Annotated in this window: 17 protein-coding genes; 8 read left to right on the top strand and 9 right to left on the bottom strand. The window is 56.2% G+C overall.

The annotated features are described in order from the left end of the window. Positions 1-52: 52 nt before the first annotated feature. The gene (locus tag RMR16_RS18490; RefSeq protein WP_320198776.1) at positions 53-754 is read left to right on the top strand and encodes a YdcF family protein; all 702 of its coding nucleotides are present in this window, start codon (positions 53-55) and stop codon (positions 752-754) included. A 130-nt stretch (positions 755-884) separates the two neighbouring features. Continuing rightward, entirely contained in the window at positions 885-1676 is a 792-nt protein-coding gene (locus RMR16_RS18495) for a lysophospholipid acyltransferase family protein (RefSeq protein ID WP_320198777.1), read from the top strand. On the opposite strand, the gene RMR16_RS18500 is transcribed toward RMR16_RS18495, so the two are convergent. Next, positions 1655-2191: a gamma-glutamylcyclotransferase gene (locus tag RMR16_RS18500; RefSeq protein WP_320198778.1), complete on the bottom strand. Its 537-nt coding sequence runs from the start codon at positions 2189-2191 to the stop codon at positions 1655-1657. The genes RMR16_RS18495 and RMR16_RS18500 overlap by 22 nt on opposite strands. Before the next feature lie 46 nt (positions 2192-2237). Between RMR16_RS18500 and RMR16_RS18505 the strand changes: the two genes are divergently transcribed. Then, complete coding sequence (locus RMR16_RS18505; RefSeq protein ID WP_320198779.1) at positions 2238-3239, top strand: DUF2125 domain-containing protein; 1002 nt, start codon at positions 2238-2240, stop codon at positions 3237-3239. Positions 3240-3303: 64 nt separating this feature from the next. Here RMR16_RS18505 and RMR16_RS18510 read toward each other — a convergent pair whose 3' ends face one another. The 3 genes from RMR16_RS18510 to RMR16_RS18520 form a co-directional block, all read right to left on the bottom strand. Then, complete coding sequence (locus RMR16_RS18510) at positions 3304-4233, bottom strand: prephenate/arogenate dehydrogenase family protein (protein WP_320198780.1); 930 nt, start codon at positions 4231-4233, stop codon at positions 3304-3306. Continuing rightward, positions 4233-5339, bottom strand: coding sequence for a histidinol-phosphate transaminase (hisC, locus tag RMR16_RS18515; protein ID WP_320198781.1), 1107 nt, complete (start codon positions 5337-5339; stop codon positions 4233-4235). Before hisC ends, RMR16_RS18510 begins: the two co-directional genes overlap by 1 nt. Before the next feature lie 83 nt (positions 5340-5422). Next, entirely contained in the window at positions 5423-6184 is a 762-nt protein-coding gene (locus RMR16_RS18520; RefSeq protein WP_320198782.1) for a class I SAM-dependent methyltransferase, read from the bottom strand. 95 nt (positions 6185-6279) lie between these two features. Between RMR16_RS18520 and gloB the strand changes: the two genes are divergently transcribed. Further along, entirely contained in the window at positions 6280-7050 is a 771-nt protein-coding gene (gene gloB / locus RMR16_RS18525) for a hydroxyacylglutathione hydrolase (RefSeq protein WP_320198783.1), read from the top strand. Continuing rightward, the gene (locus RMR16_RS18530; protein WP_320198784.1) at positions 7050-7484 is read left to right on the top strand and encodes a cupin domain-containing protein; all 435 of its coding nucleotides are present in this window, start codon (positions 7050-7052) and stop codon (positions 7482-7484) included. The genes gloB and RMR16_RS18530 overlap by 1 nt, the downstream gene beginning before the upstream one ends. 3 nt (positions 7485-7487) lie before the next feature. Here the strand turns inward: RMR16_RS18530 and RMR16_RS18535 are convergent, their stop codons facing one another. Next, positions 7488-8261 carry a DUF3108 domain-containing protein gene (locus RMR16_RS18535; RefSeq protein ID WP_320198785.1) on the bottom strand — a complete coding sequence of 258 codons (774 nt, stop codon included), beginning with the start codon at positions 8259-8261 and terminating at the stop codon, positions 7488-7490. A 251-nt stretch (positions 8262-8512) separates the two neighbouring features. Between RMR16_RS18535 and rpmB the strand changes: the two genes are divergently transcribed. After that, complete coding sequence (rpmB, locus tag RMR16_RS18540; protein ID WP_320198786.1) at positions 8513-8803, top strand: 50S ribosomal protein L28; 291 nt, start codon at positions 8513-8515, stop codon at positions 8801-8803. A gap of 111 nt (positions 8804-8914) precedes the next feature. Continuing rightward, a complete protein-coding gene (locus tag RMR16_RS18545) occupies positions 8915-9550 on the top strand; it encodes a queuosine precursor transporter (protein ID WP_320198787.1) in 636 nt (211 codons plus the stop codon). Positions 9551-9579: 29 nt separating this feature from the next. Here the strand turns inward: RMR16_RS18545 and RMR16_RS18550 are convergent, their stop codons facing one another. The 4 genes from RMR16_RS18550 to RMR16_RS18565 form a co-directional block, all read right to left on the bottom strand. After that, positions 9580-10563: an esterase-like activity of phytase family protein gene (locus tag RMR16_RS18550; protein ID WP_320198788.1), complete on the bottom strand. Its 984-nt coding sequence runs from the start codon at positions 10561-10563 to the stop codon at positions 9580-9582. A gap of 52 nt (positions 10564-10615) precedes the next feature. Beyond that, complete coding sequence (gene cobT / locus RMR16_RS18555; RefSeq protein WP_320198789.1) at positions 10616-12520, bottom strand: cobaltochelatase subunit CobT; 1905 nt, start codon at positions 12518-12520, stop codon at positions 10616-10618. A gap of 101 nt (positions 12521-12621) precedes the next feature. Continuing rightward, positions 12622-13611 (bottom strand): cobaltochelatase subunit CobS, encoded by a 990-nt coding sequence (gene cobS / locus RMR16_RS18560; protein WP_320198790.1) that lies wholly within the window; start codon positions 13609-13611, stop codon positions 12622-12624. Between the two features lie 64 nt (positions 13612-13675). Next, a complete protein-coding gene (locus RMR16_RS18565; RefSeq protein WP_320199007.1) occupies positions 13676-14293 on the bottom strand; it encodes a J domain-containing protein in 618 nt (205 codons plus the stop codon). A gap of 116 nt (positions 14294-14409) precedes the next feature. Here RMR16_RS18565 and RMR16_RS18570 point away from each other — a divergent pair, with 116 nt between their 5' ends. Then, positions 14410-14691 carry a BolA family protein gene (locus tag RMR16_RS18570; protein ID WP_320198791.1) on the top strand — a complete coding sequence of 94 codons (282 nt, stop codon included), beginning with the start codon at positions 14410-14412 and terminating at the stop codon, positions 14689-14691. The last annotated feature ends 9 nt before the right edge of the window (positions 14692-14700 follow it).

The raw sequence follows: 14700 nt of genomic DNA on the forward strand, positions 1-14700 counted from the left end.
TGAACGCCACAACTGCCTGTTCCTTGCCTTAATCCGAGCTTATCGATAACCCATGGCAATGAGTCGCACAGACCCGGATGACCAATCGGCACAATCGCCGCGAAATGGCTTGCTTTCGCGGCGCGGTCGTTTGCGCCGGTTCGTCCGGGTCAGCATCCTCGTCTGCCTCATCATCATCGGCGCTGTTTTCGGCGGCTTTTTGTGGTTTGCCGACTCGGTCGCATCCATGCGGCCACCGCGTGCAACGAAGGCTGATGCCATCATTGTTTTGACCGGCGGATATCTCAGGATCGATCAGGCGGTTGGCTTATTGCGGGACGGTGTGGGCAAGCGATTGCTGATTTCCGGCGTCAATCCCTCCACAACCCGTGCGCAAATCCGCAAGATGACGCAGAGCTCTTCCGATCTGTTCACCTGCTGCGTGGACATGGGATATCAGGCGGTGGACACGATCGGTAACGCCAACGAGGCGGCGAAATGGATCAATGACCATGGCTATACATCGGTCGTTGTCGTCACGAATAACTACCACATGCATCGCAGCCTGCATGAGTTGCGCAGCACCAGTCCGGATACGAATTTCATCGCGTACCCGGTCATCAACTCGGATCTCGCCCGCACCAACTGGTTTTCGAACCCGGATGTCGTGCGGACCATGATAGCCGAGTATATGAAGTTTGTCCTTGCGGCAGTTCGCGATCTGACGGGGTTGGGCAAAGGAAACGGCCTGCGCAACGGGTCTTCAAACGTCTAGGCGCTTCCGGCTTCCAGCCCACGATAAGTCTTGCTGTAACCCCCCGTTTTCGTGTAGGCGTTCGTTTCTGCGCACGACACAGAGATACCCTCATTTCGTTGATGAGGATGCGCCGGGAGAAGCCATTTTCATGCTCAGACTGCGTTCCGTTCTCTTCAACACGCTGTTTTATTTCAACCTCATCATGCGAATGATCGTACTGGCACCGATCTATTTCATCGTGCCGCGCAAACTGGCATTCGAGATACCGAGGGGCTGGGCCCGTTCCAATCACTGGCTGATGGAAAAGATCGTCGGCACGACCTTCGAAATCGAAGGATTGGAGAACATCCCGGAAACCGGATGCATTTTCGCACCGAAACACCAGTCCTTCTGGGACACCTACGCCCTGTTGCCCAACCTCAAAGACCCGGTCTACATTCTCAAACGCGAGCTGATGTGGATACCGATCTTCGGCTGGTACGTGGCGAAGCAACGGATGATCCCGGTCAACCGGGCGGCACGCGGCAAGGTGATGCTGAAGGTGATGGAACGTGCCAAAGAAGAGATGTCGAAGGGACGTCAACTCATCATCTACCCGGAAGGCACGCGCCGACCACCGGGTGCCGAGCCGGAATACCGTTATGGCATTGCCCGCCTTTATCGGGATTTGAAAGTGCCGGTCGTGCCGGTTGCCATGCATCCAGGCCTATTCTGGCCTCGCCGTTCCACGATGCGTTATCCCGGTCATTTCAAGGTTCGCATTCTGCCGCCCATCCAGCCCGGTCTCAACCCCGACGTCTTTTTCAAGACGCTGATTGAAGTCACGGAAAAGGCAAGCGACGAGCTGTTGATCGAAACGGCCCGCGACAATCCCAAGCTTCCGCTGCCACCAACCGCCATCAAGCGGCTGGCAGAACTTCAGGCAACGGTTTCAGATTGAGCCGTCACCTTTGCCGCGACGCGCTCTAACAGGGCGTCGCGGATGCCCATGTCCTGCAAATGCTGCACGGTGTTGAACACGTAATCGACATTGGGGCCAGAGCGGCCTGAAGCGTGGCGTACGATTGACGCCGCTTCCTCCACAGGCAGACCACCGACGTAATGTGAATGCGCTGGATCGGCGACATAGGTTAGCGCATTTTGCCGTCTGCCATCGGCGAGACCGACAGCAATCACACGTTCCTTGTAAACATTGCTGACAAGCTCACGCTCCCTCAGATAATCGAGGACCGGACCTTTCTCTGCGTCTGCAACACGGAAAGCCACGCCGTGGCAAGAGCCGCCGCGTTCCAGTCCCAGCACCAATCCGGGGTTTTCATCGGTTCCACGATACACATTCGAGCGAATGCAAAGCGACCGCCGATATCCGTATAAACGCGCCTGTTGACGCTCCTCAAACGGGAAGCCGGGGTTCCACATCAACGAACCGTAGCCAAAGACCCAAAAATCGTCCATATCGCAAGCCAAACCAAATCACCTGTGTGTACCATTGGAGATCATCATGGCAGCGTCAAGCCAATCCCGAATCAGCAGAAAATTCCTTTTTCTCGGTATTGGGATAATAGTTTTCGTTGCCATCTACTCCGCTGGTTGGTTTTATGCCGCGCAGCGGCTTCAGGACACTGTTATTCGGACACTCGCACCCGGTGGCAAAGCAAGTGTTAGCGGCGAATGCAGCGATATTGCTTTTAAGGGATATCCTTTCCGCATAGGTCTTTTCTGCTCGAAAGTCGACGTGAAGGATGCGCAGAACAATGTCTCGGCATCTTTTGGCGCGCTGCGCTCCGCCGCCCAAATCTACGCTCCCGGCCATATTGTCTGGGAACTTGATTCGCCCGCGCAAATCCAGACCGCTCACGGCCTTAACGTTTCCGCGCAGTGGGACAATCTGCAATCCAGTCTTGTGACCAAGCTGCGTGGCATTGACCGCACAGCTCTCGTCATCGAGGGATTGAAGGCAACCGCGGTTTCATCCGTCACCGCACAAACGATCAATTTCGATGCCGCAACGACAGAGGTTCACCTTCGCCAGAACGGCGCGGACCTCGATGGCGCGATTACGCTCACAGACGCCTCAACCGTCATCAAGGACTGGCCACAGCTTCTGCCGCGCCTCAATGCCATTGCGGACATCACGCTTGCAGGCAAGGCAGGCATGATCGACGGCAGCGACCGCTCGGGCCTTTACGGCACCAGTGGCGAATTGCGCCGGGTGATGCTGGACATTGGTGAAGGCCGCACCATGCGCGTCAGCGGGCCATTCTCATTCGATGACCAGGGTTATCTCTCCGGCCAGTTCAAGCTGGAAATCGAAAAGCTTGGTGATTGGGCCGACAACGCCAAACAGACCTTCCCGCAACTGCAATCCACCATCGACACCGCCCGCAAATTGCTCGGCGCTCTTGCAGGCGGTCGTGACCGGGCATCCGTCGATCTGGTAGTTGAGCGCGGGCGCGCCACCGTCAGCGGCTTTATTCCACTCGGAAAAATCCCGCCGATCTAAGGCTGCTTCAAACATAAGACCGAAAACCAATTGGTGGTTTTCGGTCTTATGTTGCGATAGCTGATTATTTCTTCTGATCCAGCGTGTGGCGTCCAAAATCGGGCGCATCGACGTCTTGGCCGGCCTGAATAATCGAGCGGCGGATATCGCGGGTGCGGCTGAAGAGTTCGAAAAGCTTGTCGCCCTCGCCCCAACGGATTGCTCTTTGAAGTGACGCCAGATCTTCGGAGAATCGCGCCAGCATTTCAAGGATTGCATCCTTGTTGTGCAGGCATACGTCTCGCCACATAGTCGGATCAGACGCGGCCAGACGGGTGAAATCGCGGAAACCGGAAGCGGAATATTTGATGACCTCCGATTCTGTGACGGTGCCGAGATCATCCGCAGTCCCTACAATATTGTAAGCAATGATGTGGGGTAAGTGCGAGACGATGGCCAGAACCTTGTCGTGATGTTCCGGGTCCATCTCATCGATACGCGAGCCAAGCGCTTCCCAGAAACCCTTGAGCTTGCCAAACGCATCCGCATCCGTCTCCGGCAATGGCGTAAAGATGCACCAGCGGTCGCGGAAAAGGCCCTCAAAACCCGCATCCGGGCCGGATTTTTCCGTACCTGCAAGCGGGTGGCCGGGAATAAAATGTACATTGTCCGGCATATGCGGGGCCATTTGCGCAATGACGGACGCCTTGGTGGAGCCAACATCAGTCACGATGGCACCCGCCTTCAGATGCGGCGCGATTTTTTGTGCCACAGCTTCAGAAGCACCAACAGGCACCGACACGATGACCAGATCGGCACCCTTGACCGAGTCTGCCGCAGAGATGGTGTACTCTGTTCCCAGTTGCAGCTCTTCTGCCCGTTTTAAGGTCTCTGCACTGCGGGTGGAAACCACCACCTGCCGCGCAAGGCCAAGTGCCTTTATATCGCGTGCGATGGATGAGCCGATCAGGCCGATACCAATCAGGGCAATACGTTCAAACAGAATATCGCTCATTACGCCTGACCCATAAACTCTGTGAGTGCATCGATCACGCCGAGATTGGCCTCTTGCGACCCAACCGTCATACGCAACGCATTGGCGAAACCATAACTGCGCACGGCACGCAGAATATAACCGCGACGCGTCAGGAACTCGTCGGCATCCGCCGCACGCTTGCCATCCAAATCAGGGAAATGGATGAGAACGAAATTGGTGACAGAAGGCGTCACCGTCAGCCCAAGCCCGGTAAACGCATTGGTCAGTTTTTCCGACCATTCCAGATTATGAGCCACCGCCTGCTGGATAAAGCCTTGGTCACGGATGGCCGCGGCACCGGCAGCAATGGCAGGTGCGTTCATGTTGAAGGGACCGCGCACGCGGTTCAGCGCATCGATGATTGCCGCCGGGCCATACATCCAGCCCACGCGCAGCGCTGCCAGCCCGTAAACCTTCGAAAAGGTCCGCGTCATCACCACATTGGCATTGCCGGAAACAAGCTCCAGCCCTGCCTCATAATCGTTCTTGCGCACATATTCCGCATATGCCGCGTCCAGCACCAGCACGACATGCTTCGGCAAACCGGCCTGCAAACGGCGGATTTCCGAGACTGGAACATAGGTGCCCGTTGGGTTGCCAGGGTTGGCAATGAAGATCATTTTTGTTTTTGGCGTCACAGCGGCGAGGATTGCGTCGACATCGACGGCGCAATCTTTTTCTTTCACGGTCACAGCAGTTGCGCCTGCGCCCATGATCTGGATTTTGTAAACCAGAAAGCCGTGTTCGGTGATAATAGCTTCATCGCCAGAAGCCAGATAAACGTGGCACAGCAGACCGAGAAGTTCGTCCGAACCATTGCCGCAGAGAATATTGGCGACATTCAACCCATGCACTTCGGCAATGGCCTGACGCAGCGCCGTTGCCTGTCCGTCAGGATAGATTTCCAGATTACCGGCAGCGACCTTGAAAGCCTCGATTGCCTTCGGGCTTGGTCCCAACGGCGTTTCATTGGAGGAGAGCTTATAAACCTTCGCCACGCCCTCTGCATGTTCCTTACCGGGAACATAAGCAGCGATATCGAGAATACCGGGGCGTGGAACAGGTTGATTAGGCTCTGCACTCATTTTGAAGACCTTCGGAAAAACGCCGGGACATCCGGCAAGACAATGCCGCAGGCATTAGACCGGAACGCGGCATTTGTCGAGTGTCAGCGCGGCTTTGGCTGTTCAGAAGAGGCTCTTGTTGTTGGCACGCCCTGCGGCGCCAAAACCGGTACAAAGACGCGCCGTGACGCGCGTTGCGGCACCGGCAGACCCTGATAAAGCCGCTTTTGCGCCTCTACGATAATGACACCCGAAAACACCGGCCAGAGCTTGCGTCCCGCGCTTTCCAGATAACGACGGAACTTCAACACCGAACGCACTTTTGACGGCGGAAAAAACAAAGCTTCGGCTGTCGAGCCGGGCGTGAAGTTTGTTTCCCGCAGGAGACTGGTCAGTTGCCCCCGCGAATAGGGACGACCGGAACCGAACGGCGTATGCTCCATGCGCGCCCACACGCCACGCCGGTTGGGCACGACGATAATCAGTCGCCCACCGGGTGCCAGCACCCGCCACAGCTCCTTCAAGGCCTCACGCGGGTTCTCGACGAACTCCAGCGAATGCACCAGCAGCACTCTATCGATGGACGAATCCGGCAGCGGCAGTTCCTCGTCGAACACCAGTGCCGTAGAAGACAGCTCTCCGGCAGGCCAGTTTACCGCACCCTGCCCCGCAGGCATGAACGCGAAGGTGCGTTCCGTATCGTGGCGAAAACGATCCAGAAACGGCACGGCGTAGCCCATGCCCACCAGTCTCTCATCCGGCAAAGGCGGCCACAGCGTCGATAGCGCCATGGTAATGGCCTGCTCTGCCGAGCGGCCCAATGGGGAATGATAAAATTCGCGCAGATCGACAATGTCAGTGTTCATGGACAGAATGTAGCAGCACCCGGTTGGACTTCAAGCCGACGACGCCTACATTGGAAATTCAAATGGGATTTGACGCAATTTGATGGAGGGAAAACATGAAGCCGTTGGAAATCGAGGTCTTTCTTTGCCGCAGCGATAATTTTGGCGTGCTGTTGCACGATAGCGAAACCGGCAACACCGTTTCCATCGACGCACCGGAAGAGGCACCGATCATCGGGGCTCTCAACCGTCGCGGCTGGACACTCACTCATATCTTCACCACCCATCATCACCACGATCATGTCGAAGCCAATTTGTCGCTAAAGGAAAAATTCGGCTGCGAAATCAATGGTCCGCATGACGAGGCCATCGCCATACCCGGCATAGATCGATCTTCCGCCGATGGGGATGAATTTGAATTTTCCGGCCACCGCGTTCAGGTCATCGCCACGCCGGGCCACACCGCTGGGCACATTTGTTATTACCTGCCGGATGACGGATTGCTGTTTGCGGCCGACACTTTATTTGCCATGGGCTGTGGGCGCCTGTTTGAGCGCCCCGCCGCTGACATGTGGAAATCCTTCCAGAAACTGATGACGTTGCCGGATGAAACCAAAGTCTACTTCGGTCACGAATATACGCTATCCAATGCCCGCTTCGCGTTGACGGTTGACCCGGAAAACGAAGTTTTGAAAAAACGCGCCGTCGAGGTGGATACCTTGCGAAATGAGGGCCGCTTCACCATCCCCACAACCATCGGCCTGGAGAAGCAAACCAACCCTTATATGCGCGTGGCTGATGCCGCCATCCGCACGCATCTTGGCCTTGCCGACGCCGCCGACGAGGACGTTTTTGCCGAAATCAGAACGCGCAAGGACAAGTTTTGATGACAAGCAGCGCACTGTCCGCCGAAGCGATTATCCGGGAATTGAAGCTTGAGCCTCATCCCGAGGGCGGTTTTTATCGCCGGACGTTTAGAGATGCTACAGATGGCGGACGCGGCCATTCCACCGCGATTTATTATCTGCTTGAAAAAGGCCGGCGCTCCCACTGGCACCGGGTCATCGATGCCGCCGAGATTTGGCACTATTATGCGGGGTCACCGCTTCTGCTTCACCTCAGCCAAGATGGAAAAACGGTGGAAACCGTCAAGCTTGGCACGGCTATTTTTGACGGAGAAAGACCACAGGCGATAGCTCCCGTCAATTGCTGGCAAGCTGCTGAAAGTCTTGGAGATTTTACGCTGGTCGGCTGCACCGTGGCACCCGGTTTTACATTTGATAGCTTCGTTATGGCGGAGCCCGGCTGGTCGCCGGGCTGATCATTAGCCGCCATATTTTGTGGCGGTGATATACACTTGGCCTACCTTGGTCGGTATGCGCGCATAAACCGGCGCGTAAACATCCATGTTGCTGGCCTTGGCAAACCATATTTCCATCGAAATCGACTTTAGATATTCGATGTCCTTGCGGCCCTTGCGAAAGCCGGATTTCGGCACATAACGCGCATTGCAGACAATGGCGTCACCGGTAAAACCATTCGTCGTAAACGGCTTGGTGCCACCAGAACTCAACACCAGATCCAGACGCGACTCGCCATCATAGATCGGCAGGCGGCTGGGGCAAATGCGCCCGCCCACCGGAAACATCAGTCCGGAAATGGGATCGAGCACTGAGCGCAGATCGCGATCCTTCACATCGACCCAATTGTCAGGACGCGCTTTCGGCTCCGGCTTGACGGTTGTGGATGTCACGTTGCCGTTGCGATATTGCACATCATAGGTGCGCGTCCGCTTGCCGTCCTTGTAAACCAGCGAATATTCATTGGCCTGCATTCGGTTTCCACGCTTGGCACCGGCAACATTGGTGCGCCCGGAAATATCCTTCAACACACTAGCGATACCTGCTGACGTAAACGAACCTGATATGGAATATGTGGCCCCTTCCATGCGTGTGGAAAAGTTGGCCCGCGCAATGGGCAACACACCCAGACTGATGCTGTATTCGCTATCATGCCGTGTTTCTGCGGCCATGGTAGGCGACAGACTCGCCAAAGTCAGGGCGAGCGTTGCAAAAAACCTTTGTGCTGTGACATTCATTCAGGTAACACCTCGGCAGACAGCGAAAGCCATCCTCTGCCGCGATGATATACGCCGACTTATGGCAATAAAAAAGCAGAGTGACGTGGAAATCAGGTGAAATTGCCCACAAAAAAGAGTGAGCGGCTTGACTGGAAGTTTCTGTCTGACTATAGAACCGCAACTTTCCAATCATAGCCAGTTGGATTGCGAACCGGATTTGCCGGCAAGTGAACCATTGGTCAAACAGACGACAACAAATAGGTGTACCCATGTCCCGTGTATGCGAATTGACCGGCAAGGGCGTCCAGACGGGCAACAACGTCAGCCACGCCAACAACAGAACCAAGCGCCGGTTCCTTCCGAACCTTTGCCAGGTTACGTTGATTTCCGATTCTCTCGGCCAGCGCTTCCGTCTGCGTGTTTCCGCAGCCGCCCTGCGTTCCGTTGAGCATCGTGGTGGCCTCGATGCCTTCCTTCTGAAGTCCACAGAAAACGACCTTTCGATGCGCGCTCGTCTGCTGCGTCGCCAGATCGCAAAAAAGACGGTTGAAGCTGCTTAATAGCAGTTTTTCCATCGCAAATATTCGAAAGGCTTGACTGGCATCTGCCGCTCAAGCCTTTTGTTTTTTTCCATTCCAACGCCAACTGGTGGCATCTCCCAGGATAAAAAAATGCTCTACTCACGCTACACATTTGCCTATGTTTTGCTGATGACACTTGTTGTCGTCGCGTCGAACATTCTGGTTCAGTACCCGCTATCAGGCACATTCTTCGGTATCGCTCTCGGCGACCTGCTGACCTGGGGTGCCTTTACCTATCCCATCGCGTTTCTGATCACGGACCTCACCAACCGCCAGTTCGGCCCATCCATCGCCCGTCGCGTTGTCTTGGCCGGTTTCGTGGTCGGCGTCACGCTGTCCTTTTGGACGTCGATCCCGCGCATAGCTGTCGCATCTGGCACCGCCTATCTGATCGGCCAACTGCTCGACATCTCGGTGTTCAACCGCCTGCGTCGCCAAAGCTGGTGGCGCGCGCCGCTGGCTGGCTCCATGCTCGGCTCGGTGCTAGACACGGCTTTGTTCTTCTCCATCGCCTTTGCCGCCACCTTCGCCTTCGTCGGCCCCAACGATGCCTTCGCAATCGAATCCGCACCGATCCTCGGCATTTTCTCCACCGAGGCACCGCGCTGGGTCTCATGGGCGCTGGGCGATCTTTCGGTAAAGGTGATCGTCGGCATCGTTATGCTGCTGCCCTACGGCGCATTGATGAGCACGCTGAAGCCGATGCCGCCTGTGAAAACACTCTGAATCAAATGGCCCGCAAATGCGGGCCTTTTTTATTCCGTTAGTTTGAATTCCAGCATGATGTTTCTTTGCAGAAATGAGTGATTATCATCCGACACAAGGATGAGGCGTGTCGATCCGTCAGGTCCGGTGACGATGTCCATGCCCTCCATATTGTCAATCTGGTTGGACAAATCAGCTTCGATGAGAACTTCGCCGTCGACAACCGCACCCGGCTTGATAGCGTCTCCATCGATGCGGCGAATGCGCATGCCCACACCTTCAGCCAGATTGAACCGACGCTCCAGCAACAGCAGATCGCCATTGGGCAGAAATGCGCCGTCCGTCACGGAGAAGGAGCTGTTGTGGGTGACTGCAAATATGCCCTTGCGCGGGCCTTCAAGCACAGCGGCGAACAGATTGTCGTTGCTATCAAAGCTAGCCTCCGCAACCACCACCATGGCACCCTTGAGCAGCCCATCGACGGGAGAGCGCGCCAGGGTTTCCATTCCGGCGTTGCGCCGAAACTCACGCTCTGGAATGATGTGTGGCAGACGGCCCACCGGCTTTGCTTTTGCAAGATCTGCATCGGCATAAATGTCGATGCGGGGCCGCTGCTCGTAACTGACGAAGGCTTGGTTGCCGCGCAAGGCCAGTCCTTCGGCATCCATGTCCACTTTGCGTTTCGCCGTATTGCCATTTTCATCCAGCATGGGATCGATGCGAACATGTGAAAGGCCAGATAGAGCGCCGGTGTCGTTGCGCTCTATCGTGCCAGCCAGCCAATGTCCCGTGTCCAGCACGGCAAGAAAATTCCGCCCGTCTGGCCGAAAGCGAATGCTGGACATGGCACCGAATATCGGCTCTGGAGAATTCATTATCAAGCCGCCGACAAACTCCAGCTTGCCAAAGCGCTTCTGGTCCGACCCAACCTTGAACGTTAAAATGGGCCGGACGCTCACCGGAACATCGACAGTCGATGCAGCCATGCCGGAAGGGTTGAGCGCACCAGCAAGAACGACCGAAACTGCCGTCATTCTTGCTTTAAAACCGCCATTCGACCGCAAAACTCTGCGGTCACCATGCTGTTTAACCGGCACGGCGCATCCGGCCGGATCGGCTTGGCGTGGTGCTTGTGTCTTCGAATAGCGCCGCCAGTTGTTCGGTCATTGCGCCCGCCAACTCATCCGCATCCACGATTGTCACGGCGCGGCGGTAATAGCGGGTCACGTCATGGCCGATGCCGATAGCAAGCAGTTCGACGGACGAACGGGTTTCGATCTGTTCGATCACGGCGCGCAGGTGCCGTTCGAGATAATTGCCAGGATTGACCGACAGCGTGGAATCATCCACCGGCGCACCATCTGAAATCATCATCATGATCTTGCGCTGCTCAGGACGGTTGATGAGGCGGTTATGCGCCCACATCAGCGCTTCACCGTCGATGTTTTCTTTCAACAAGCCTTCACGCATCATCAGGCCGAGATTACGGCGTGCACGACGCCATGGAGCGTCGGCGGACTTGTAGATGATGTGGCGAAGGTCATTCAGGCGACCGGGGGACGGAGGTTTGCCGCTGGCCAGCCATTGCTCGCGCGATTGCCCGCCTTTCCACGCCTTGGTGGTGAAGCCCAGAATCTCGACCTTGACGCCCGAACGTTCCAGCGTGCGCGCCAGAATATCGGCGCAGGTTGCCGCCACCGTAATCGGGCGGCCACGCATCGAGCCGGAATTGTCGATGACCAGTGATACGACCGTATCGCGGAATTTCGTGTCGCGTTCCTTTTTGAAGGACAGCGGCTGCATGGGGTCGATGATGAGGCGCACGAGACGCGCGGGGTCGAGATAACCTTCTTCCAGATCGAAATCCCAAGAACGGTTCTGCTGCGCCATCAGGCGGCGTTGCAGGCGGTTCGCCAACCGTCCGACTGCGCCTTGCAAATGCGCAAGCTGCTTGTCGAGGAAAGCACGGAGACGGTCCAATTCGGCCTCATCGCACAGCTCTTCAGCACGGATTTCCTCATCGAATTCCTCTGTGAAGATGCGGTAATCCACCTTCTCGTTGAAGTCATCGAAGGGGCTGTTGGGGCGGCGGGTTTCACCGGGCGTCTCGGAATCCTCATCGAGATCATCGGACATTTCGTCCTCAGACATCTCGGCGCCATCCATCTCGCCATCTTCCATCTGCTCTTGAGAGGCTTCGCTCTCTTCGGCAGGGGTGGCGTCAGAACCGGCCTCTTCCTCGACCTGCTCTTCTTCCATCTCATTGCTGGCTGGCTGGTCTTCTTCGGATTCGGTTTCCTGACTTTCCTGATGATCGTCATCGTCGCCAAAATCCTCCGCCATCTGCATGGAGGTCAACATTTTACGGATGAGCTTCGAAAACGCCTTCTGGTCTTCAACAACAGTCGACAGATTATCGAGATCGGCAGAGGCTTTGTCTTCGATGAAGGAGCGCCACAAATCGAGTACTTTGCCAGCGCTTTCCGGCGGCTTTTCACCGGTCAGCTTTTCGCGCACCATCATGGCCACAGCTTCGGCCAGCGGCGCATCTTCCTGCGTATTGATAAGGCCGAAATTCGCCTTGGCATATTTTTCAGTGTTCATGGCGCGGATGTTCGATGCCATGCCCTGCATACGCCGCGCACCGATGGATTCGACACGCGCCTGTTCCACCGCATCGAAGATCAGCCGCGCATCTGCGCCTTGGGGCGACATGGTGGCGTGCATATCGCTGTTGTGGCAAGCCAGCCGCAACGCCATGGAATCGCCAAGGCCACGGGTGACGGCAATTTCCTGCGCCGTGGGCCGTTTAGATATTTCCGGCAGGCGCATACGGTCGCCCGCCAGACCGGGGCGCTCATTGGCGAAAACGACTTCAATTTCCGCATCGCCGGCAATGGAACGCACGCAGCCGGTAATCGCCTGACGCAACGGTTCGGTATCGATTACCGTACCGGATTTGGGTCTCACATTGTCGCCACGGCCTGCCATTGTCTTTCCTGTCGATCTGCAACGCCACCCTTCTCCCGCAAACGGCAGGAGGGTGGCGCTTTCAACTCATCGGTGATGCTCTCCGGGAAACCCGGGGAATATCAGGCGCTCAGAACGATATTTGCAGCGCTTTCCTTCAGCTCTACACCGAAGGCACGCTGATAATGTTCAGCCACCAGGCTGCGTTCCAGCTCATCGCACTTGTTGAGGAAGGTCACGCGGAAGGCAAAAGCGATGTCACCGAAAATATCCGCATTCTCAGCCCAGGTGATAACCGTACGCGGGCTCATGACCGTGGAAAGATCGCCGTTCACGAAGGCCGCACGGGTGAGATCGGCAACGCGCACCATCTTGGACGCGGTTTCGCGACCCTTTGCGGTGTCGAGGCTCTTCACCTTGGCGACCACGATGTTCACTTCCTGCTCATGCGGCAGATAGTTCAGCGTGGTGACGATGGACCAACGGTCCATCTGCGCCTGGTTGATCTGCTGCGTGCCGTGGTAAAGACCGGTCGTATCACCCAGACCCACCGTGTTGGCCGTTGCGAAAATGCGGAATGCAGGGTGAGGGCGAATGACGCGGCTCTGGTCGAGCAGCGTCAGGCGACCAGACGATTCCAGCACGCGCTGGATAACGAACATCACATCCGGGCGACCCGCATCATACTCATCGAATACCAGCGCAACATTGTGCTGGTAGGCCCAAGGCAGAATACCGTCTTTGAATTCCGTAATCTGCTTGCCGTCTTTCAGAACGATGGCGTCCTTGCCCACGAGGTCGATACGGCTGACATGGCTGTCGAGGTTCACGCGCACGCACGGCCAGTTGAGGCGCGCCGCAACCTGCTCGATATGCGTGGATTTACCGGTTCCGTGAAAACCGGACACCATGACACGTCGATTGTGAGCAAAACCGGCAAGAATGGCTAGCGTTGTATCGCGGTCAAACAGGTAGTCGGGGTCCAGATCCGGCACATAGGCGTCGCCATTCGAATAGGCGGGCACGCGCAGATCTGTATCAATGCCGAAGACTTCGCGAACAGACACGGTTGTATCCGGCAGGTTGGTAATATCCAGGTCAATTTTGCTCATAACGTCTCCAAGGCGGGTAGCAGCCACCCGGCCACATATCTATCAGGCGATCACACGAAAGGGCTTAGCAGAAACCAGATTGCTTTAACAATTGGTAGGCTTGAATAACAGCCCGAAAACGTTCTTCCGAACCACGATCGCCACCATTAGCATCAGGATGGTGCTTTTTGACAAGCTCCTTATAGCTTCGTTTGATCTCTTCTTGCTTTGCATTGACCGAAAGCCCAAGCGTGTCGAAGGCTTTCTGTTCCAGTGTCTTTAATTTGCGGCTCTGCTGATACCGCGGCCCCCCGGAACGCCCCTGCCCGGTAAAGCCGAAGGGATCTCGGATACGAGCATTGGCAGCGCCAGAGCGCAACGTCGAGTGCAGCGGGCTGTCGCCAGCCGTCTTGTTCACACCTACGGTCCAGGTGGGGCGATGGCCGGTGATGGCCTCTTTTTGATATCGGGCAATTTCGTTGTCAGAAAGGCCTGAGAAATAATTATAACCCTTGTTGTAGTCTTTGACATGCTCAAAACAGAACATGAAAAACTGCCCCTCGGCATTGCGGCCGACGGGTGCGCGATGAGCGCCCGGCTTTTCGCAACCATCCCACTGACAGGTCGGCGCCTTGACCTCAGGCTCCGGTTCCCTTCTGCGACGCGTGCGAATGCGGTCGAAATATTTCGAATCCAATTTCATAATAACCTGATTATGGTGCGCGAAAGCGCGCACGACAAGAATTGACAAAACGGAATGTTGCAGGCTTTTAGGTAGCCCCCTCTTGCAAGCCATAGATGGATTTGGAGACCAAACAAATGTCCCTGCGCGAGCGCATAGAAAACAAGCTCAACGAGGCTTTCACGCCTGAACGCCTGACTGTTATCGATGAAAGCCACCAACATGCCGGTCACCAGCCCGATATTACCGGAACCGGCGAGACGCATATGCGTGTGCAGATAGTGTCGGAGAGCTTCTCCGGCAAGTCACGGGTGGACCGTCACCGCGCCATCAACGCATTGTTGAAGCCGGAACTCGATGCCGGCCTGCACGCATTGGCCATAGAGGTTGCCGCACCGGGTGAAGCCACCCGGTTCTAAACTCAGTTT

The organism is Agrobacterium sp. rho-13.3 (genome assembly GCF_033957765.2).
Classification (GTDB): Bacteria; Pseudomonadota; Alphaproteobacteria; order Rhizobiales; family Rhizobiaceae; genus Agrobacterium.

Coding starts and splice junctions, on each gene's coding strand:
- RMR16_RS18565 (WP_320199007.1), bottom strand. CDS start 14,293: ATGAAATTGGATTCGAAATATTTCGACCGCATTCGCACGCGTCGCAGA.
- RMR16_RS18535 (WP_320198785.1), bottom strand. CDS start 8,261: ATGAATGTCACAGCACAAAGGTTTTTTGCAACGCTCGCCCTGACTTTG.
- RMR16_RS18490 (WP_320198776.1), top strand. CDS start 53: ATGGCAATGAGTCGCACAGACCCGGATGACCAATCGGCACAATCGCCG.
- RMR16_RS18510 (WP_320198780.1), bottom strand. CDS start 4,233: ATGAGCGATATTCTGTTTGAACGTATTGCCCTGATTGGTATCGGCCTG.
- rpmB (WP_320198786.1), top strand. CDS start 8,513: ATGTCCCGTGTATGCGAATTGACCGGCAAGGGCGTCCAGACGGGCAAC.
- RMR16_RS18495 (WP_320198777.1), top strand. CDS start 885: ATGCTCAGACTGCGTTCCGTTCTCTTCAACACGCTGTTTTATTTCAAC.
- cobT (WP_320198789.1), bottom strand. CDS start 12,520: ATGGCAGGCCGTGGCGACAATGTGAGACCCAAATCCGGTACGGTAATC.
- RMR16_RS18530 (WP_320198784.1), top strand. CDS start 7,050: ATGACAAGCAGCGCACTGTCCGCCGAAGCGATTATCCGGGAATTGAAG.
- gloB (WP_320198783.1), top strand. CDS start 6,280: ATGAAGCCGTTGGAAATCGAGGTCTTTCTTTGCCGCAGCGATAATTTT.
- RMR16_RS18505 (WP_320198779.1), top strand. CDS start 2,238: ATGGCAGCGTCAAGCCAATCCCGAATCAGCAGAAAATTCCTTTTTCTC.
- cobS (WP_320198790.1), bottom strand. CDS start 13,611: ATGAGCAAAATTGACCTGGATATTACCAACCTGCCGGATACAACCGTG.
- hisC (WP_320198781.1), bottom strand. CDS start 5,339: ATGAGTGCAGAGCCTAATCAACCTGTTCCACGCCCCGGTATTCTCGAT.
- RMR16_RS18545 (WP_320198787.1), top strand. CDS start 8,915: ATGCTCTACTCACGCTACACATTTGCCTATGTTTTGCTGATGACACTT.
- RMR16_RS18550 (WP_320198788.1), bottom strand. CDS start 10,563: ATGACGGCAGTTTCGGTCGTTCTTGCTGGTGCGCTCAACCCTTCCGGC.
- RMR16_RS18570 (WP_320198791.1), top strand. CDS start 14,410: ATGTCCCTGCGCGAGCGCATAGAAAACAAGCTCAACGAGGCTTTCACG.
- RMR16_RS18520 (WP_320198782.1), bottom strand. CDS start 6,184: ATGAACACTGACATTGTCGATCTGCGCGAATTTTATCATTCCCCATTG.
- RMR16_RS18500 (WP_320198778.1), bottom strand. CDS start 2,191: ATGGACGATTTTTGGGTCTTTGGCTACGGTTCGTTGATGTGGAACCCC.